The organism is Lentzea sp. NPDC059081, from assembly GCF_042738015.1.
Taxonomy (GTDB): domain Bacteria; phylum Actinomycetota; class Actinomycetes; order Mycobacteriales; family Pseudonocardiaceae; genus Lentzea.
In genome coordinates this window covers 33,717-53,018 of the sequence record NZ_JBHYGW010000017.1, presented here as the reverse complement: position 1 = coordinate 53,018, position 19,302 = coordinate 33,717, and the positions used below count along the sequence as shown (strand labels likewise).

General features: G+C 69.7%; 16 protein-coding genes. 10 read left to right on the top strand and 6 right to left on the bottom strand.

Annotation, left to right across the window (positions count from 1 at the left end):
- Window position 1: 1 nt before the first annotated feature.
- The 3 genes from ACFWV3_RS30500 to ACFWV3_RS30490 are packed head-to-tail and all read right to left on the bottom strand — an operon-like array spanning window position 2 to window position 2,908.
- Window positions 2–751 carry an SDR family NAD(P)-dependent oxidoreductase gene (locus ACFWV3_RS30500; protein WP_382416188.1) on the bottom strand — a complete coding sequence of 250 codons (750 nt, stop codon included), beginning with the start codon at window positions 749–751 and terminating at the stop codon, window positions 2–4.
- Window positions 744–2,054 (bottom strand): enolase C-terminal domain-like protein, encoded by a 1,311-nt coding sequence (locus ACFWV3_RS30495; protein WP_382416185.1) that lies wholly within the window; start codon window positions 2,052–2,054, stop codon window positions 744–746. The genes ACFWV3_RS30500 and ACFWV3_RS30495 overlap by 8 nt, the downstream gene beginning before the upstream one ends.
- The gene (locus ACFWV3_RS30490; protein ID WP_382416183.1) at window positions 2,054–2,908 is read right to left on the bottom strand and encodes a fumarylacetoacetate hydrolase family protein; all 855 of its coding nucleotides are present in this window, start codon (window positions 2,906–2,908) and stop codon (window positions 2,054–2,056) included. The genes ACFWV3_RS30495 and ACFWV3_RS30490 overlap by 1 nt, the downstream gene beginning before the upstream one ends.
- Before the next feature lie 113 nt (window positions 2,909–3,021).
- Between ACFWV3_RS30490 and ACFWV3_RS30485 the strand changes: the two genes are divergently transcribed.
- Together ACFWV3_RS30485 and ACFWV3_RS30480 are read left to right on the top strand one after the other, a co-directional pair.
- A complete protein-coding gene (locus ACFWV3_RS30485; RefSeq protein ID WP_382416181.1) occupies window positions 3,022–5,838 on the top strand; it encodes a S8 family serine peptidase in 2,817 nt (938 codons plus the stop codon).
- A gap of 52 nt (window positions 5,839–5,890) precedes the next feature.
- Entirely contained in the window at window positions 5,891–6,808 is a 918-nt protein-coding gene (locus tag ACFWV3_RS30480) for an N-acetylglucosamine kinase (RefSeq protein WP_382416179.1), read from the top strand.
- Between the two features lie 3 nt (window positions 6,809–6,811).
- Here ACFWV3_RS30480 and ACFWV3_RS30475 read toward each other — a convergent pair whose 3' ends face one another.
- Complete coding sequence (locus ACFWV3_RS30475; protein WP_382416177.1) at window positions 6,812–7,744, bottom strand: LysR family transcriptional regulator; 933 nt, start codon at window positions 7,742–7,744, stop codon at window positions 6,812–6,814.
- 198 nt (window positions 7,745–7,942) lie between these two features.
- Here ACFWV3_RS30475 and ACFWV3_RS30470 point away from each other — a divergent pair, with 198 nt between their 5' ends.
- A complete protein-coding gene (locus ACFWV3_RS30470; RefSeq protein WP_382416175.1) occupies window positions 7,943–8,740 on the top strand; it encodes a 2-amino-3,7-dideoxy-D-threo-hept-6-ulosonate synthase in 798 nt (265 codons plus the stop codon).
- A 22-nt stretch (window positions 8,741–8,762) separates the two neighbouring features.
- Window positions 8,763–9,836: a 3-dehydroquinate synthase II family protein gene (locus ACFWV3_RS30465; protein WP_382416173.1), complete on the top strand. Its 1,074-nt coding sequence runs from the start codon at window positions 8,763–8,765 to the stop codon at window positions 9,834–9,836.
- A gap of 33 nt (window positions 9,837–9,869) precedes the next feature.
- Here the strand turns inward: ACFWV3_RS30465 and ACFWV3_RS30460 are convergent, their stop codons facing one another.
- Window positions 9,870–10,517 (bottom strand): DUF3159 domain-containing protein, encoded by a 648-nt coding sequence (locus tag ACFWV3_RS30460; protein ID WP_382416171.1) that lies wholly within the window; start codon window positions 10,515–10,517, stop codon window positions 9,870–9,872.
- A 125-nt stretch (window positions 10,518–10,642) separates the two neighbouring features.
- On the opposite strand from ACFWV3_RS30460, the gene ACFWV3_RS30455 reads away from it, so the two are divergent.
- The 4 genes from ACFWV3_RS30455 to ACFWV3_RS30440 are packed head-to-tail and all read left to right on the top strand — an operon-like array spanning window position 10,643 to window position 15,073.
- The gene (locus ACFWV3_RS30455; protein WP_382416170.1) at window positions 10,643–11,854 is read left to right on the top strand and encodes an ROK family protein; all 1,212 of its coding nucleotides are present in this window, start codon (window positions 10,643–10,645) and stop codon (window positions 11,852–11,854) included.
- Between the two features lie 16 nt (window positions 11,855–11,870).
- Window positions 11,871–13,196, top strand: coding sequence for an ABC transporter substrate-binding protein (locus ACFWV3_RS30450; RefSeq protein ID WP_382416168.1), 1,326 nt, complete (start codon window positions 11,871–11,873; stop codon window positions 13,194–13,196).
- Between the two features lie 12 nt (window positions 13,197–13,208).
- Complete coding sequence (locus ACFWV3_RS30445; protein WP_382416167.1) at window positions 13,209–14,183, top strand: carbohydrate ABC transporter permease; 975 nt, start codon at window positions 13,209–13,211, stop codon at window positions 14,181–14,183.
- Window positions 14,180–15,073, top strand: coding sequence for a carbohydrate ABC transporter permease (locus ACFWV3_RS30440; protein ID WP_382416165.1), 894 nt, complete (start codon window positions 14,180–14,182; stop codon window positions 15,071–15,073). The genes ACFWV3_RS30445 and ACFWV3_RS30440 overlap by 4 nt, the downstream gene beginning before the upstream one ends.
- On the opposite strand, the gene ACFWV3_RS30435 is transcribed toward ACFWV3_RS30440, so the two are convergent.
- Window positions 15,063–16,295 carry an RNA-guided endonuclease InsQ/TnpB family protein gene (locus ACFWV3_RS30435; protein WP_382416163.1) on the bottom strand — a complete coding sequence of 411 codons (1,233 nt, stop codon included), beginning with the start codon at window positions 16,293–16,295 and terminating at the stop codon, window positions 15,063–15,065. The two genes, ACFWV3_RS30440 and ACFWV3_RS30435, sit on opposite strands and share 11 nt — an antisense overlap.
- 71 nt (window positions 16,296–16,366) lie before the next feature.
- On the opposite strand from ACFWV3_RS30435, the gene ACFWV3_RS30430 reads away from it, so the two are divergent.
- Both ACFWV3_RS30430 and ACFWV3_RS30425 read left to right on the top strand, forming a co-directional pair.
- A complete protein-coding gene (locus tag ACFWV3_RS30430) occupies window positions 16,367–17,635 on the top strand; it encodes a 6-phospho-beta-glucosidase (protein ID WP_382416161.1) in 1,269 nt (422 codons plus the stop codon).
- A 5-nt stretch (window positions 17,636–17,640) separates the two neighbouring features.
- Window positions 17,641–18,654 carry an N-acetylglucosamine kinase gene (locus tag ACFWV3_RS30425; RefSeq protein WP_382416159.1) on the top strand — a complete coding sequence of 338 codons (1,014 nt, stop codon included), beginning with the start codon at window positions 17,641–17,643 and terminating at the stop codon, window positions 18,652–18,654.
- Window positions 18,655–19,302: the final 648 nt, after the last annotated feature.

The following is a 19,302-nucleotide window of genomic DNA, read 5'->3' as shown; positions in this document are numbered from 1 at the left end:
ATCACTGCTGGGGACGCAAGCGAAGGCCGTACATGCCACCGTCGACGGCCAGAACCGTGCCGGCGGTGGAACCCGACAGCGGGCTCGCCAGGTAGGCGATGGCTCCCGCGACCTCGTCGGCGGAGACGAGCCGGCCGTGCGGCTGGCGTGCCTCCAGCGCGGCTCGCTCGGCCACCGGGTCCGGCGCCGAGTCGAGCAGGCGGCCCACCCACGGGGTGTCCGCCGTGCCGGGGGCGACCGCGTTGACGCGAATGCCTTCGCGCACGTGGTCGGCGGCCATCGCGAGCGTCAGCGCGTGCACCGCGCCCTTGCTGGCCGAGTAGAGAGCGCGCTGCGGGAGCCCGGCCCAGGCAGCGATGGAGCAGGTGTTGACGATCGCCGCGGCGGGCGAGTTCCGCAGGTGTGGCACCGCGGCCCGCGCGACGCGGACCATGCCGAGGACGTTGACGTTCAGGACCTTCAGCCACTCCTCGTCGGAGTTGGCCGTGACGTCGCCCTGGGCGCCGATGCCCGCGTTGTTGACCACGACGTCGAGCCGGCCGAACCGCCCGACGACCTCGTCGATCGCGCCCTGGACGCTCGTGCCGTCCGACACGTCCGTGCGGATGCCGACGAGCGGGTCCGGCACGTCGGGGTTGAGGTCGAGCACGGCGACCGTCGCTCCCCTGCTGCTCAGCAGGGTCGCGGCGGCCAGCCCGATGCCGGACGCACCGCCCGTGACGACGGCGACGAGCCCCTCGAAGTCAGTCATCCCCACGCTCCAGCTCCGTCCACACAGGACCGTCGGGGTAGACGTACTCCGCCAGCGTCTCGTCCTTGAGCTGCGCGGAGAACCCCGGTTCGGCCGGTGCCAGGTAGCGGCCGCGTTCGACGACGGCCGGGTCGAGGAAGTGCTCGTGCAGGTGGTCGACCCACTCGATCACGCGGTCGCCGACCTCGCCGGACACCGCCACGTAGTCGAAGAACGACAGGTGCCGGACCAGCTCGCACAACCCGACACCACCGGCGTGCGGGCACACCGGCACGCCGAACTTCTTGGCCAGCAACAGGATCGCGATGTTCTCGTTCACGCCCGCGACCCGGCACGCGTCGAGCTGCAGCACGTCGATCGCGCCGGCCTGCAGGAGCTGCTTGAACACCACGCGGTTCTGCACGTGCTCGCCGGTCGCGACCTTGATCGGGGCCAGCGCGTCGGCGATCGCGCGGTGTGCCAGCACGTCGTCCGGCGAGGTCGGCTCCTCGATCCAGTACGGGTCGTACGGCGCCAGCTCGCGCATCCAGCGCACGGCCGTGCCGACGTCCCAGCGCTGGTTCGCGTCCACCGCGACCCGCACCTCGTCGCCGACGACCTCGCGGGCGAGCTTCATCCGCCGCACGTCGTCGTCGAGGCTGCCGCCGACCTTGAGCTTGATCATGTCGAAGCCGTCGGCCAGCGCCTGGCGCGCGAGGCCGGCGAGCTTCTCGTCGGAGTAGCCGAGCCAGCCCGGTGACGTCGTGTAGGCCGGGTAGCCGTCGCGGGCGACGATCTCCGCGCGGTCGGCTTTGCCGTGCTCGACCTCGCGCAGGAGCTGCAAAGCCCCGTCGGGCGTCAGCGCGTCGCTGAGGTACCGGAAGTCGACGAGGCTGACGATCTCCTCGGGCGACATCCTGGCGAGGAACCGCCAGACCGGCAGCCCGGCGCGGCGGGCGGCGAGGTCCCACGCGGCGTTGACGACGGCGCCGATCGCCATGTGCGCGACGCCCTTCTCGGGGCCGAGCCAGCGGATCTGCGAGTCGCCGATGAGCTCGAAGTACAGCTCAGCCAGCGCCTTCGCGTCCTCCGGCACGTCCTTGCCGACGACGTGCGGGGCCAGCGCCTTGATCGCGGCGGCCTGCACGTCGTTGCCGCGGCCGATCGTGAACGCGAGTCCGTGGCCCTCCGGTCCGTCGTCGGTCCGCAGCACGACGTACGCGGCGCTGTAGTCCGGGTCGGGGTTCATCGCGTCGGACCCGTCGAGCTCCTGGGACGTGGGGAACCTGATGTCCAGGACGTCCAGTGCGGTGATCTTCGGCATCACGCCTGCCCCAGGATCTGCCGCTGCCGGCCGAGACCCTCGATCTCCAGCTCGACCACGTCGCCCGCGCGCAGGTACGGCTTGGGCTCCGGCTGGCCGAGCGCCACTCCGGCGGGTGTACCCGTGTTGATGACGTCACCCGGACGAAGGACAAGGAACTGGCTGAGGTAGCGGACGACCTCGGCGATCGGGAAGATCATGTTCTTGGTGGACGAGTTCTGCCTGATCTCGCCGTTCACCCAGAGCCGCATGTCGAGGTTCTGCGGGTCGGCGATCTCGTCGGCGGGCACGAGGAAGGGACCGAGCGGGTTGAACGTCTCGCAGTTCTTGCCCTTGTCCCAGGTTCCGCCCCGCTCGATCTGGAACTCGCGCTCGGAGACGTCGTGCGAGAGCACGTACGCGCCGATGCACTCCAGAGCCTCCTCGTCGGTCTCGAGGTAGCGGGCCGTGCGCCCGATGACGACGCCGAGCTCGACCTCCCAGTCGGTCTTCACCGACCGCCGCGGGACGAGCACCTGGTCGTACGGGCCGACGATCGTGTCGGGCGTCTTGAGGAACACCACCGGCTCGCCGGGGATGTCGGCGCCGGTCTCCTCCGCGTGGTCGCGGTAGTTGAGGCCGATGCAGATGATCTTGCCGGGGTGCGCGAGCGGCGGCCCGACCCGGACGTCCTCCGTGCTCAACGCCCCCAGCTCGCCGCCTTCGAGCGCCGCCCGCACGCGGTTGACGCCGTCGTTCTCGAGGAACGCCCCGTCGATGTCGGGGGTGATCGGCAGGAGGTCGTACGTGGTCCCGTCGTCGGTCCTCACCGCAGGACGCTCATGGTCCACCGGCCCCAGGCGCAAGAACTGCACGGCCGTTCCTCCTCTGCTCACACCGCACGAAATACATCGGATGTATAGCCCTGCCGAGGTACATCCGTCTAGGCCTTGAAGAGAAGTCGTCGGATGACTATCAGGGGTTGATCATGAAATTGGTGGCCACGTCACTCGTGGCAGGCGCACTGCTGACGCCGTCGTCCCCGGTCGAGCCCGTGACGGTGTTCGTGGAGCTGACCACGGCACCGGCGGTGGAGGCCCGCACCGCCGCGCAGGCACGATCGGCGCGCGACAGGACATCGGAGCAGGTGGAGTGGGTCGTGTCCCGGTCTGGTGGCCGTGAGGTCGCCAGGACCGCCAACGCCGTTCCCGGCGTCGTGCTGGCGGCGTCGCGGTCCCGCGTGGCCGACCTGGCGCGGATGCCGGAGGTCCGGGCGGTACATCGGATGACCCCCAAGAAGCTCACCAACGCCTCCGCCGTCCGGCTCACCCGCACGTCCGAGGTGTGGCGGTCGCTGGGCCGGTTCGGTGACGGCGTGCGGATCGGCGTGATCGACACCGGCATCGACTACCGGCACGCGGACTTCGGCGGCGGCACGTTCCCGACCGCCAAGGTCGTCGGCGGCTACGACTTCGCGGGCGACGCCTACACGGGCGCGGCGGGCGCGGTCCCGAAGCCGGACGCCGACCCGCTGGACTGCCAGGGCCACGGCACGCACGTCGCCGGCACGGCGGCCGGGTTCGGCGTCAACGCGGACGGGACGACCTTCCGCGGCTCGTACTCGTCGGTCGACCTCGGCTCGCTGAAGATCGGACCGGGAACGGCGCCGCGCGCGTCGCTCTACGCGTTGAAGGTCTTCGGCTGCGAGGGCGGTACGAACCTGACCGCACAGGCCCTCGACTGGGCGCTCGACCCCAACGGCGACGGCGACTTCTCCGACCGGCTCGACGTCGTGAACCTGTCGCTGGGCAGCGACTTCGGCGCGGCGGACGACCCCGACTCGTTGTTCGTGCGCAAGCTCGTGGAGCACGGCGTGGTCGTGGTCGCGGCGGCGGGCAACGGTGGCGACTTCTACGACGTGTCCGGGTCGCCGGGCAACACGCCAGAGGCGATCTCGGTGGCGAACAGCCGGGACGCGTTCTCGATGCTGGACGGACTGGAGGCGTCCGGTCAGCGGTGGGCGGGGCAGTACAGCCAGAACTACGAGCAGCCGGTGGACCTCACGGCACCCGTCGTGCGACTCACGTCCGATGTGGACGGTTGCGGGCCGATCGGCGAGCAGCTGACCGGCAAGATCGTCTGGCTGGAGTGGGACGACAGCGACGCGACCCGCGCCTGCGGTTCCGGTGCCCGCACGGACAACGCGTGGAAGGCCGGAGCGGCCGGGGTGCTGCTGCCGACGACGCTGCCCGCGTTCGCCGCCGGGATCGCCGGCAACGCCCACATCCCCGCGTTCCAGCTGACCGCGGCTGCCACCAGGGCGTTGCGACCCGCGATGGAGGCGGGAACGCTGACGGTGCACCTGACCTCGGCGTTGAAGAAGTCGGTGCCGTCGGTGGAGCCGGCGATCGAGGACACGATCACGCCGTCGTCGTCGCGTTCGCGTTCGTCGATCGCCGTCTCGGCGCCGGGTGACACGATCTTCTCCGCGGAGTCCGGGACCGCGTCCGACGGCGTGTCGATGGGCGGGACGTCGATGGCGTCGCCGCACGTCGCGGGCATCGCCGCGCTGCTGCGCGAGGTCCATCCCGAGTGGACGGTCGCGGAGGTCAAGGCCGCGTTGATGAACACGGCCGCTGGGGTCGTGCGCAACGCCGACGGCGTGCGCGAGGCGCCGATGCGGGTCGGCGCCGGACGGGTGGACGGGCTCGCGGCCCTGTCGACGGACGTGCTGGCGCTGGGCGACGCGTCGTTCGGCACGGTCGAGGTCGGCGGTCCCGTGGTGACCGACCGGACGATCCAGCTGGTCAACAAGGGCACCGGGACGGTCTACCTGCACGCCCGCTACGAGCCGATCACGACGGTGCCCGGGGTGTCGTTCCAGGTCGCGAAGCCCGAGGTGGTGGTGCCGGCCGGTGGCACGACGTCGGTGACCGTGCGGCTGCGGATCCCCCGCCCGGCCGCGTTGCGCAAGACGCCCGACCCCACGGTGTCACCGGCCGACGGACGCCAGTTCCTCGCGGAGGCCTCGGGACTGGTGACGTTCACGGGTGACCGGACGCTCCGGGTGCCGGCCTACGCGGCGCCGAAGCCGGTGTCCCGGCTGTCGGTGGCGGACGGTCGCGTCGTCGGACAGGGCCTCGACCAGCAGGACTACCGGTCGCGGATGACCGTGCTGCAGCTCGGCGCGCGCTCGGACCGGCTGCCGGACTGCGGTCCTTCGCTGCAGGACGACTGCGCCGTGAACCGCACGGCCAGGGGCGCCGACCTGCGGTACGTGGGCGCGACGGCGACGCCCGACCTGCTGGCGTTCGGCGTCGCGACGTGGGACACCTGGGCGAACATCGGCAGCAACACCCAGCCGCAGGTGCGGTTCTCGGTGGGTGGCAAGGACTTCGTCACGACGGCGGTGAAGCGGACCAACGCCGACGGTGACGTGACCGCCGACGTGTGGCTCGCGCGCACGAAGGTCGCGGGTTCCGACGAGGTGGTGGACGAGCAGCCGTTGAACGGTGCCGACGGGTCGACCGACACGAACCTGTTCGACAGCGACGTCGTCGTCCTGCCGGTGTCGCGGTCCGCGCTGCCGTCCGGCCCCGTCGCCTACACCGTCGGGGTGCACAGCCGCTACCCCGCTCCCGCCGACCCCGACGACCTCGTCGACGTGGCCCCTCCGGCGACGTTCGACTACAGCTTGATCGTCCCCGCACTGTCCACAGTGGTCCGTCCGGGTGATCCAGTTGCTCCCGGGTCGCTGGTGTTGTTCCACCACAACGCAACCGGTAACCGCGCCCTGACCTCGTGACACCCGGTTGGGCGTGCCCTCGCGCGAGCCTCTCTCGGCATACTCGGTCTCTATGGATCTGGTCGTGGGACTCGACGCGGGCGGCACGTCCACCAGGGCGCTGGTGCTGGATCTCGACGGCGCCCGGCTGGGCCAGGGCCTGGCGGGCGGTGCGAACCCCAACTCGCACCCGCCGGCCGTGGCGGCGGCCCACATCACCGAGGCCCTGACCGAGGCGTTGGACGGTCTGGACTCCCGCAAGGTCCGCAGCGGGGTCCTGGGCATGGCCGGCGCCTCCCGGATGGCCGACCCCGCCGTCTTGGACCTCTTCCAAGCAGCGTGGGAACGCGCGGGCCTGCACTGCCCGATGCGCGTGGTCACCGACTGCGAGGCGGCGTTCGCCACCGGCACCTCGTCCCCCGACGGCACGGTCCTGGTGGCGGGCACCGGTTCCATCGCGGGCCGCATCGAGAACCACCGCATGGTCGGTCAGTCCGGCGGCTACGGCTGGCTGATCGGCGACGAGGGCTCGGCGTTCTGGCTGGGCCGCGAGGCCGTGCGGGCGACGTTGAAGCTCCTGGACCTCGGCGCGCCGCTGGAAGGCCTGGCCACCGCGGTCCTGACCACCGCCGGTGCCCGCACCCGCAGCCAGCTGATCACCACGGTCAACGCGCGGCCGCCGATCGCGCTGGCGCAGTTCGCACCGCTGGTCAGCTCGGCCTACCACCACGGCGACCCCGAGGCGTTGACGATCGTGGCCTCCGCCGCCCGGCTGCTCGCCGACACCGCCACCGCCGTGCGCGAGCCGTCCGACACCTCGCCGATCGTGCTGGTCGGGAGCCTGATCAAGACGCCGGTCGGCACGCACCTCAAGCAGGAGCTGGTGACCCGCTGCAACGCCCGCGTGATCATGGCGACGGAGGGCGCGGCGGGAGCGGCGTGGCTCGCGGCCGTGGACGTGCTGGGTCCGACGGCCCCGCGCCCGGCCTGAGGGTCAGCTCGCCGCCAGCTCGGGGTGCACCCGCGGCGGCGTCTGGCCGTGGTACGCGCGGAGCAGCCCCGCGTGCACGTCGTCCACGTACCGGGCGGCGTCGCCGTCGTTGTTCCACACCAGCACGATCCGGCGGTGGACGGGGTTGCCGATGATCGGTTTGAGCAGCACGCCCGGCAGCTCGTGCCCGGCGGGGAAGAAGCCCGCGACGGCACCGGTCGAGCGCACCAGGTCGGCCGCCGTCAGGGGGTCGACGCCGAAGTAGGCGCAGCGCGGCGTGAACCCGACCGACTCGCACGCCAGGTCGAGGTTGAGCCGCCCGCCGTGGTGCTCGTCCGGCACCACCCACTCCTCGCCGGCCAGCTCGGACAGCAGGACCTCGCTGCGGCCGGACAGCCGGTGGCCCGCCGCGACCCCGACGACCATGCGTTCGGTGACGACCCCGCGCACCCCGACCTCCGCCGGGAACCGCAACGGGGTGCGCGGGAACTCCACCACGAGCGCGAAGTCGAGCTCTCCCGCCCGCACCAGCTCCAGCACGGCGGCACCGCTGCGTTCCACGTGCGTCGTCTGCGGCACGGCGGGCAGCATCCTGCGCACCACACCGACCAGCAACGTGGTCGGTGACCCCGGCACCCCGCCGAGCCTGATCCCGGAGGCGTCGCCGCGCTCGGTCAGCTTGTGCGCGGTGACGAGCAGGTCGTCGAACCGTTCGACGATGTCCTGGGCCCGCAGCACGACGTGGCGGCCCAGCTCGGTCAGCTCGACGCCGTCGGAGCGGCGCACGAACAACGGGCCGCCGAAGCCCGACTCGATCCGGCGGATCTGGGCGGTCAGCCCCGCCTGTGCGATTTTCAGCCGGGAGGCCGCCCTGCTGATGCTGCCCGCGCGCGCCACCGTCAGCACAACCTGGAGATGTCTCAGGTCTATTCGCACCGAGGAAGCCTAGGGCAGTCCCGGAGCCTCGGGCGCCGTCCGCGCGGGTGTCGCCGCATCACTCTCCGTCGCGGTTGTACTTGATGCTGCTCCATCGAGTGGATAACTCACGAGTTATCGAAAGCTCGTACCTGCCGCCACGGCCGCGACCTGCCCCACCCTGCAGTTGACACCAAACGACAGGGAGGTGGGAGCGATATGAGGAAAGCGTTGCGGCTGCGACGCCTTTCCCGTCCGCAGGACGAGAGGTACCTCTTCGTGCCGTTGGACCACAGCGTGTCGGACGGTCCTGTGGTACCGCGCGACCGGTGGAACGACCTGGTCGGGGCCGTCGTCGTGGGCGGTGCCGACGCCCTGATAGTCCACAAGGGACGGATACGCGCGATCGACCCGGCGGTGCTGGGCGGGTGCGCGTTGATCGTCCACCTCAGCGCGGGAACGGCGCACATGGCCGACACCAACGCGAAGGTGCTCGTCGGCGAGGTCGACGAGGCGCTGCGGCTGGGTGCCGACGCCGTGAGCGTGCACGTCAACATCGGCTCCGACACCGAGGCCCGCCAGCTCGCCGACCTGGGCACGGTCTCGGCGGCGTGCGACGCGTGGAACGTGCCGCTCGTCGCGATGATCTACCCGCGCGGCCCCCGGATCGACGACACGCGCGACCCCGCACTGCTCGCCCACGTCGTGAACATCGCGGCGGACCTGGGCGCGGACATCGTGAAGACGAACCTGGCCAGTCCCGCCGCGGCGATGGCGGACGTGATCGCCCAGTCCCCGATCCCCGTGCTGGTCGCGGGCGGTCCGGCGTCGTCGGACAGCCTCGCGGGCCACGCCCGCACGGCGATGGCGGCCGGCTGCGCGGGCCTCGCGGTGGGACGGCGGGTCTTCACCTCGCCCGCGCCCATGCCGCTGGTGGCCGAGCTCGCGTCGATCGTGCACGCCCCCGCCGAGCAGGACCTGCTGCACGTCCTGACCGAGTCGGCGTCCCGCTCCTGACCCGCTACCGCTTGGAGAACCGGTGAAGTTCGCTTGGATCGACCTCCGCACCGTGCCAGAGGACCAGCGCGCCGCCGTCGTCGAGGCCGCGGTGCACGCCAAGATCGCCGGGATCGTCTCGGACGACCCGGCACCGCTGGAGGGCCTGCCGCCGACGATCACCCGCGTCCTGCTCGCGGACTCGTTCGTGGACACCCCGCACCTGCTCACCCTCGTCGTGCAGGACGAGGACCAGCTCGACCGGTTACCGGTCAGCTCCGCCTTCGTCGAGGTCAGCGACGACCGCACGTTGAAACTCGCCTGCACCTCCGCCCAACGGCTCGACCACACCGTGGTCGCGTTCACCGACCCGACGAAGATCCCGCTGGAGATCGTCATCGCGGCTGCCTCGGGTTCCCCCGGCAAGCTCATCACGGTCGTGGGCGACCTGGTCGAGGCCGCGATCGTGCTGGAGGTGCTCGAACACGGCTCGGACGGCGTGCTGATGGCGCCGCGCGACGCGACCGACGTGTTCAAGCTGGCCCGCCTGCTCGAAGCGACGTCCCCTCCGTTGACGCTGACGACCCTCACCGTCGAGGCCATCACGCACAACGGCCTCGGCGACCGCGTCTGCGTCGACACCGCCTCGCACTTCCGGGAGGACGAGGGCATCCTCGTCGGCTCGTTCTCGTCGGGTTTCGTGTTGTGCTGCAGCGAGACCCACCCGCTGCCGTACATGCCGACGCGACCGTTCCGGGTCAACGCGGGCGCGCTGCACTCCTACGTGCTGGGCCCCGCGAACCGCACCAACTACCTGTCCGAACTGCGCTCGGGCAGCAAGGTCCTCGCCGTCGACGCCGAGGGCCGCACCCGCGAGATCACCGTCGGCAGGGCCAAGCTCGAGTCCCGCCCGATGCTCACGATCACCGCGCGCTCACCGGAGGGCGTCGTGGTCGACCTGATGGTGCAGGACGACTGGCACGTCCGCGTCCTCGGTCCGGGCGGCAAGGTCCTCAACGTGACCGAGCTGCGGCGCGGTGACGAGCTGCTCGGTCACATCGCGACCGAGCAACGGCACGTGGGACTGCCGATCGGCGAGTTCTGCAGGGAGTCCTGACGGGCGCGAGCCCGGCACCGAACCGCTCCAGCGCTAAGACGTGGTCTCCGGCACCTGCGGGTGCCGGAACCCGGGGTGCTCCGCAGGCAGAGCCCGCCGCAACATCCACCCCGAAACCAGGATGCACACGATCTGCAACGGCCACGACAACGCGAGCCGCAACGTCGCCAGCCAGTACACCTGCGCGTCCAGCCACAACGGCGTGAAGACAGCGACCCGCAACGCGTACTGCCCAACCCAAGGCCACGACGCGATCGAGTATGCGCGCAGAAGCTGCGGATCCCGCCGCCACCGCGTCTTCTGCCCCAGCAACGTCCCCACGACGACGCCGAGCAACGGCCACCGCACGGCGATCGAGCCCGCCCACGCCAGTGCCGAGGCCATGTTGGACAGCAGCTGGATCAGGAAGAAGTCCTCGACGCGGCCGGTGTAGAGCGCCACCAGCGCGGCCGCCACCACGGCCAGTACGGAGAACACGACGGCGCGGGGCTTCTCGCCGCGGACGAACCGCACGACCCCGATGACCACGCCGCACAGAACGGCACAAACGGCGCCGGCGCCGATCGAATGCCCGAACAGCAGCCAGCCCGCCACGAACGCCAGCGGCGGCAGGGAGGCGTCGAGGGCGCCGCCCCGGCCTCCGAGCAGTGATGCGAGCGACTCCTGGCGCACGTCCGTCATGGTTCCAGAGTGCCTTAGGTGAGCCTAAGTCAGGTAACGGACCCATATCGGGGATTGACCGCGGTGAGCCGGGTCACTACCGTCTGCGGAAATCGTCTGGAAAGTTAACAGACAGGAGCGGACCAGTGCGTGCCGGAAGCCCACGACTGCTGCGGGAGATCAACGACCGCGCAGCCATCGAGGCTCTGCTGCGCAACGGGTCGCTGACCAGGTCGGAGTTGGAGGGCCTGATCGGTCTCTCCAAGCCGGCGACCGCACAGCTGCTCACCCGGCTGGAGACCGCCGACACCGTCGTCCGCAACGGGCTGCGGGGCGGCGGGCGCGGGCCGAGGGCGCAGCTGTGGTCGGTCAACGGGACGCTCGCGCACATCGCCGCCGTCGACCTGACCCCCGAGACGGTCGACATCGCGATCGCGGACATCACCGGTGCCGTGCTCACCGAGCACAAGGCGCCGATGCCCGCGAAGCACGGCGTGCTCGAGGCGTTCGTCAGCGCGGTCGGCAAGGCGTGCGGGCAGGCGGGCCTGAACGCCGAGGACCTGCTGCACGTCGTGGTGGGCTGCCCGGGAGCGGTGAACCCCGCGAACGGCGAGCTCGCCTACGCACCGCACCTTCCCGGTTGGAACGGCTTCGACGTGCCCGGCCGGCTGCGGCAGGAGCTCGCGACGTCGGTGAGCGTCGAGAACGACGTCAACCTCGTCGCGCTGGAGGAGATGGTGGCCGGGCGGGCCACCGAGGTGAACGACTTCGTCGTCATCTGGCCGGCCGACCTCGTCGGCGCCGCCGTCGTCGTCAACGGGGTGCTGCTGCGCGGCGCCTCCGGTGGCGCCGGCGAGATCGACGGGCTGATGATCCCCGACCGGGCGGCTGCCGACACCGACACGGACCGCTCCGGCGGCACGTACGGAGAACTCCTCAGCAGCACGTCGATCTGCAAGCTCGCGAGGGCCCACGGGCTCGCCGCGCGCAACGGCCACGGTGCCGTGCGCAAGGCGTTGGCCGCGGGACCGGCGGGCCGGGAGTTCCTGGGCGACCTCGCCCGGCGCATCGCCACGGGTGTGGCGAGCGTCGTCGCGGTGCTCGACCCGGAGCTCGTCCTCCTGTCCGGCGACATCGCCCAGGCAGGCGGAACCACGCTCAACGATCTCGTTGCCGCGGAACTGCGGCAACTGGTGGTGCCGCGGACACCTGTCCAGCTGGCGTTGGTGACGGGCAAGCCGGTGCGCAGCGGTGCGCTGCACTCGGCACTGGCCGTCGCGCGCGAGCAGGTGTTCGGCCTCCCGGCAGCCACCACGGCTCCATTCCGCGGCCCAGTGGTCGCCGGGTCCCCACGTTGATCGAGAAGGAGTGCACATGCGCAAGCACACCCGTGCTGCCTTGCTCTGTGTCGCCGCAGCGCTGACCCTCACCGCATGTGCGGCGGGCAAGGGTGGCGGCGCCAGTTCCGAGGCCGCGGCTGCTCCTGGCAAGGACGACAAGCTGACGCTCACGGTCTGGAGCAACTACTCCGACCGCGAGTACGAAGAGGTCACCAAGGCCCTCAAGACGTTCAACAAGAAGTTCCCGAACATCGAGATCAAGCACGAGGGCTCGCAGGACGACGACAAGATCACCGCGGGCATCCGGTCGGGCAACACGCCGGACGTCGCGCTGTCGTTCACCACCGACAACATCGGCCAGTTCTGCTCCTCCGGCGCGTTCCAGCCGCTGAAGTCCTACATCGACCGCGACAAGGTCGACATGGACCAGATCAGCCCGGCGGTCCGCGACTACACCGAGTACAAGGGCAACCGCTGCGCGATGCCCATGCTCACCGACGTCTACGCCATGTACTACAACAAGGACCTGCTCGCGGGCGCCGGCATCACCACGCCGCCGAAGACGCTCGACGAGCTGTACGACGCGGCCGTGAAGGCGACGAAGAAGGCGCCCAACGGCGACATCGAGGTCGCGGGTTACCTGCCCACCATGGGCTTCTACGCCAACCGCCCGACCATCCTCGCGCCGTCGTTCGGCGCGGAGTGGGAGAAGGACGGCAAGTCCTCGCTCGCGAGCTCGCCCGGATTCACCGAGATGATGACGTTCCAGAAGAAGCTCGTCGACTTCTACGGCTACGACCAGCTGGAGCGCTTCCGCGCCGGTCTCGGCCAGGAGTACTCGGCCGACCACGCGTTCCACCAGGGCAAGATCGCGATCATGATCGACGGCGAGTACCGGACCGCCTTCCTCAAGGCGCAGGCACCGCAGATCAAGTTCGGCACCGCCCCGTTCCCGACCTGGAAGCCCGCCGACTACGGCACGGCGTTCACCACCGGCACGATCATGGGCATTCCCAAGGGCGCCAAGAACCCCGGCGCCGCGTGGGAGCTGATCAAGCACCTGTCGTTCGACACCGACACGATCGTCGACCTCTCGAACGCCATCAAGAACGTCCCGAGCACCAAGGCCGCCATGGAGAGCTCCAAGCTCGAGGTGGACGAGCAGTTCAAGACGTTCATCGACCTGGCCAAGAGCGACAAGCTCAAGGGCAACCCGGTCACCCCGATCGGTGACGCGCACATCAAGGCCGTGACCGACTTCTCGGTCTCCTACCAGTCCGGCAAGGTGCCGGACCTCGCCGCCGGTCTCAAGGAAGTCGACAAGAACATCGACGACCAGATCGCCAAGAGCGGCAAGTAGGGAACGCCAGCGATGACCGCCACGCTCAGCGCGAAGCCCGCCCCCGGCCGGGGGCGGGCCCGTGCCCGGCACCGCCTCACGGTGCTCGCGTTCATGGCCCCGGCCCTCGTCGGCTTCGTCCTGTTCTTCGGCTACCCGCTGGTCGCCACGGTCGTCTTCAGCTTCACGAAGTACGACCTGATCAACCCGCCGGAGTTCAACGGGCTCGACAACTACACGTTCATGTTCAAGGATCCGCTGCTCGTCAAGGCGATCACGAACACGCTGTGGTTCGTCGTGGTGCTCACGATCGCGCGGATGGTGTTCGCGCTGGGCGTGGCATCGGTCATCGCTCGCCTGAAGTCGGGCGTCGGGTTGATCCGCACGCTCTGCTACCTGCCGTCGCTGGCACCGCCGGTCGCCGCGACGCTCGTGTTCTTCATGGTGCTGCGCCCCAACGGTGGCCCGGTCGACAGCTTCCTCGGCTGGTTCGGGGTCGACTCGCCGCTGTGGTTCTCCGACCCGGCGTGGGCCAAGCCCGGCATCACGGCGATCATGCTGTGGATCTCGGGCGACCTGATGATCATCATCCTGGCCGCGATCCTCGACGTTCCCCAGGAGCAGTACGAGGCGGCGGAGCTCGACGGTGCCGGCCCGATCCGGCGCTGGTGGCACGTCACGCTGCCGACGATCTCCCCGGTGCTGCTCTTCGGCGTCGTGAACTCGGTGATCCTCGCGTTGCAGCTCTTCACGCAGGCGGTCGTCGCGGGGTCGGCCGGCTCGGGAGCGGCGGACGCGACGGGATCGACCAAGTACCTCGGGTTCCCGGACAACTCGACGCTGACGTTCCCGGTCTACCTGTACACGCAGGGCTTCCGCTACTTCGACATGGGCTACGCGGCCGCGATGGCCACGGTCCTGTTCGTCATCTCGTTCGCCGTGACCATCCTGCTGGTCCAGCGGATGCGCAAGAACTCCACCGCCGAGGAAGGGGGTCCGGGAGCATGACCGCCACGCTGACCAAACCACCGGTCGACGTCCCTTCGGAGCCGGAACAGCCACGCCGCAGGCGCTCGACCGGCGGCTTCCTGAACTGGGTCGCGACGCACGCGATCGGCCTCGCGCTCGGCCTGATGTTCGCCACGCCCGTCGTGTTCGTCTTCCTCACCGCGGTGATGTCGGACAACCAGGCGTTCACCTCGGACCTGTGGCCGCGCGAGTGGCACTGGGAGAACTTCGTCGAGGTCTTCGACAAGGCGCCGCTGTTCCAGTACCTGGTCAACAGCCTCACGTACTCGCTGCTCGCGACGTTCGGCATGCTGATCTCGTCGATCCCGGCGGCCTACGCCCTGGCCAAGCTGAAGTGGCGCGGCCGGAACGTCGCGTTCGTCCTCGTCATCGGCGCGATGATGCTGCCGCCGCAGGTCGTGGCCGTGCCGCTGTACGACACCTGGTCGTCGCTGGGCCTGACGGGCACGCTGGTGCCGTTGATCGCCCCGTACTTCCTGTTCGACGCGTTCAGCATCTTCCTGCTGCGCCAGTTCATGCTCACGATTCCGCAGTCCTATGTGGATGCCGCTCGGGTAGACGGCTGTTCGGAGTTCCAGGCGCTGGTGCGGATCATCGTGCCGATGGCGAAGCCGGGCATCGCGGCCACCGCGCTGTTCTGCTTCCTCTTCACCTGGAACGACTACTTCGGCCCGTTGCTCTACACGGGCGAGGTGAAGGACCAGTGGACGTTGTCGCTGGCGCTGGCGACGTTCAAGGGCATGCACATCGTGCAGTGGAACTCGTCGATGGCGGTGACGTTCCTGACGATGATCCCGGCCGTCGTCCTCTTCGTCTTCGCCCAGAAGTCGTTCGTCAAGGGAATCACGTTCACGGGAGTCAAGGGTTGACTTCCTCTCGCTCGCACACGAGGAGATTCCCACGGCTCGCGCCGCAGGGTTTCTGCTTCGTCACCGATCGCCCGCCCGGAGTGTTCCGTTGAGGTCCTACATCGGCTCCACAGACCGACACCGCCAGCCCGGCGGCCAGAATGTTGCGCGCCGCGTTCACGTCCCGGTCATGGGTCGTGCCGCAGCCACAGGTCCACGTGCGAATGTGCAGGGGCATCGCCCCCGCGAGTGCACCACAGACCGAGCACAGTTTGGACGACGGGAACCAGCGATCGACCACGACCAGCTGCCGCCCGTACCAGCTTGCCTTGTACTCCAGCAGTTGTCGGAACTGCCGCCAGCCCGCGTCACCGATGGCTCGCGCCAAGTGGTGGTTGCGAACCATGTTGGACACGGCGAGGTCCTCGATCACGAGCGTTTGGTTTTCACGCACGAGCCGAGTGCTCACCTTGTGCAGGAAGTCCGATCGCCGATCGGCGATCAGGGCGTGGATGCGGGCGACCTCAACGCGGGCCTTGGCCCAGTTGCTGCTGTCCTTCTGCTTGCGGCCCAACGCACGCTGGGCCCTGGCAAGCATGGCCCGGCCCCGACGCTCGTGCCTGGGATTACCGATCTTCTCCCCACTCGACAGCACCAGCAGGTGGCCAAGGCCCACATCGATCCCTACCGCTGTATCCACAGCGGGCAGCGGCTTCAGCCCGGGGTCTTCGCACAGCATCGACACGAACCACCGACCGGCCGCGTCCAGCGAGACGGTCACCGTCGAGGGCACCGCGCCCTCGGGCAATGGCCGGGACCAGCGGATGTGCAGCGGTTCGGTCATCTTGGCCAGCGTCAGCACGCCGTTGCGCCAGCGGAACGCCGAGCGCGTGTACTCAGCACTGGCGCGAGACTTCTTGCGCGACTTGAACCGCGGATGCCGGGCGCTTTTGGCGAAGAACAGGGAGAAGGCCGACTGCAGGTGCCGCAACGCCTGTTGCAACGGCACCGCCGACACCTCTTTCAGGAACGCCAGCTCCTCCGTGCGTTTCCAGGAAGTCAACAGCGCCGACGTGGTGGCATAGCCGATCTGTTCCCGACGCTGCGCCCACGCGTCGATACGAGCCTGCAACGCCAAGTTGTAGACCTTGCGGACACATCCGAACGTGCGCGACAGCTCCGCCGCCTGCGCTTCCGTCGGATAGAAGCGGTACCGAAATGCCCGCTTCACTGGCCCGTTCACCTTTCACAAACTACCAAGTCGTTGTTCGTCTCCCTGTGGCCAGGGCACGGGGTCTTCACGAAGGACTTCAGATGAAACTCACCGTCGTCGGTGGCGGGTCCACCTACACACCGGAGCTGGTCGACGGCATCGCCGGCCGTCGCACCAGCCTGGCGGTGGACGAGATCGTCCTGGTGGACCCGGACGAGCACCGCCTGGGCATCGTCGGCCCGTTCAGCCAGCGGCTGCTGGAGCACGCCGGGCACCCGGCGAAGGTGCGCACCACCACGTCGCTGGAGGAGGGCGTCGAGGGCGCGTCCGCGGTGCTGCTGCAGCTGCGCGTGGGCGGCCAGACGGCCCGCGCGTCGGACGAGACGTTCCCGCTGACCTGCGGGTGCGTCGGCCAGGAGACCACCGGCGCCGGAGGCCTCGCGAAGGCCCTGCGGACCGTGCCGGTGGTCCTGGACATCGCCGACCGCGTGCGCGAGCTGGCGGGCCCCGACACGTGGATCGTGAACTTCACGAACCCGGTCGGCATCGTGACGCGGGCGTTGCTCCAGGCGGGTCACAAGGCGATCGGCCTGTGCAACGTGGCGATCACCTTCCAGCGCTGGACGTCGTCCCTGCTCGGCGTGGACCCGTCCACCGTGGAGCTGGAGCACGTCGGCCTGAACCACCTGACGTGGGAACGCGGCGTCTACGTGGACGGCGTCGACCGCCTCCCGGAACTGCTGGCGGACCACGTCGAGGGCCTCGCCGAGCACATCGGCATCGACGGCGCCCTGATGCGGCGCCTGAACATGGTGCCGTCGTACTACCTGAACTACTTCTACAACCACGACGCCGTGGTGAAGAAGCAGCTCGACTCACCCCCGCGCGCCGAGGTGGTCGCGACCGTCGAGAAGGAGCTGCTCGACATCTACAGCGACAAGTCGGTGGTCACCAAGCCCGAGCAGCTGGGGCAACGCGGCGGCGCCTACTACTCCGAGGCCGCCGTGCAGCTGGTCCACGCCCTGACCGGCGGCGCGGGCGCGGAGAAGCACGTCGTGAACGTCCGGAACAACGGCACCCTCCCGTTCCTCCCGGACGACGCCGTCGTCGAGGTCTCGTCCACAGTGGACGCCGATGGCGGCAAGCCACTACCGGTCCGCCCGGTGGAGCCGTCCATCTCCGGCCTGATCTCGCACGTCACCGCGTACGAGTACCTGGCCCTGGAAGCGGCGATCCACGGAGGAAGAGACCGCGTGGCGAACGCACTTCTCGCCCACCCGCTGATCGGCCAGCACGCCATCGCGGACCAGCTGGCCGACGAGCTGATCGCGCAGAACCGCGACCTGCTGCCGTGGGTGAAGGGAGCCTGACCACGATGACGGACCGGGTGCTCGCCATCGACGGCGGAAACAGCAAGACCGCAGTGCTGCTGGTGGACGCGGACGGCAAGGTGCTGGCGCAGGTGCGCGGCCCAGGCGCCCCACCACAAACCGTGGGCATGAAGCGCGGCTTGGACGTGTTCGAGGGCTTGGCGCGCGAAGCCGCAGCACAGGCGGGCCTGTCCCCCGACGAGCCGATCGCCCGGCACACGTCCGCCTACCTGGCGGGAGCGGACCTCCCCCGCGAGGAGGAGGACCTGACCAGAGCGATCTCCGAACGCGCGTGGTCCACCACCATCTTCGTGGGCAACGACACCTTCGCCCTGCTCCGCGCCGGCACCGCCGCAGCAGGCGGCGTGGCCGTCGTCTGCGGCGCGGGCATCAACGCCGTGGGCGTGGCCAGAGACGGCCGAACCCACCGCTTCCCCGCACTGGGCGCCATCTCCGGCGACTGGGGAGGCGGCGGCCAACTGGGCAACGACGCCCTCTGGCACGCCGTACGAGCAGAAGACGGCCGAGGCAAACCCACCCTCCTCCTCCCCGCCCTGCTCAAGCACTACGACGAGACCTCCATCCTCAAGGTGGTGGAGAAAATCCACTTCGAGGAACTGGAACTGGACCCGCACGCCCTGTGCCCCTTGGTCTTCGAGGCAGCAGCCCAGGGCGACGAGGTGGCCCTGACCCAGGTCGACCGCCTGGTGGAGGAGATCGTCCTGCTCTCCACGGTCTCCATGCGCAAACTCGACCTGCTGAACGAACCGGTGGACGTGGTCCTGGGCGGCGGCGTCCTGACCAACACAGGCGAAACCGTGGTGGCCCCAGTCCGCCAGCAGATCCTGGAAGCGGCCCCCCTGGCCCAGGTCCGCCTGGTAGACGTCCCCCCGGTGGTAGGCGCCGCCCTCCTGGGCCTGGACCACATCGGCGCCTCCCCAGCAGCCGAACTACGCCTCCGCTCGGCCTACGCGGACCAGGCACGGAACCCCGCGCTGAACGTGGCAGCCAGCGGCTGACCCCAGACCCCGTCTCAGGGGCAGATCGGCGGCGGCGCCTCCTGAGACGGTCCATCCCCACTGCCCGGGGCAACACATCGGCGGCGGCGCCCCGGGCAGTGGCCCACCCCGCAACGCCTCAAGTGCCAGAGGCGTTGCGGGGTTTCCGCTTCGCGCAGGCTGACGCAGGGGTCCCCTTGGATTTCAGCTCCCCCGCGACCCAACGTACAGACGGGGTCTGACACTGCCGCGAAGCCGAAGGCGAGCAGGCGGTGGCGGCACCCGACGCGAGGCCAAAGGCGAGCAGTGAAGGCGAAGCCGAACCGACCGCGAGGCCGAAGGCGAGCCAAGCGATGGCGAAGCCGAGCAGTGAAAGCTTGAAACAGAAGGTTCCGGTGGGGTGGTCCCGTCACGAGCCGTGGCACAGCACTCGCTGCACCTGAGGAGGGGTGTCAACTCGCCACGCTTTTCGGCGAGTTGACACCCCTCCTCAGGTGTGGCTCGCTCTTGCCTCGGTTCGTGACGGGACCACCCCACCCGAACCGCACCACCCACCCAACAGCAAGCCGCCCAACACAAACAGGCGTGCCATCAACCCGCTAACGGCGCTGGCCGGTCTTTGATCAGTTGGCGGGGTCCGGGGCAGAGCCCCGCGCACGAAACGGGACA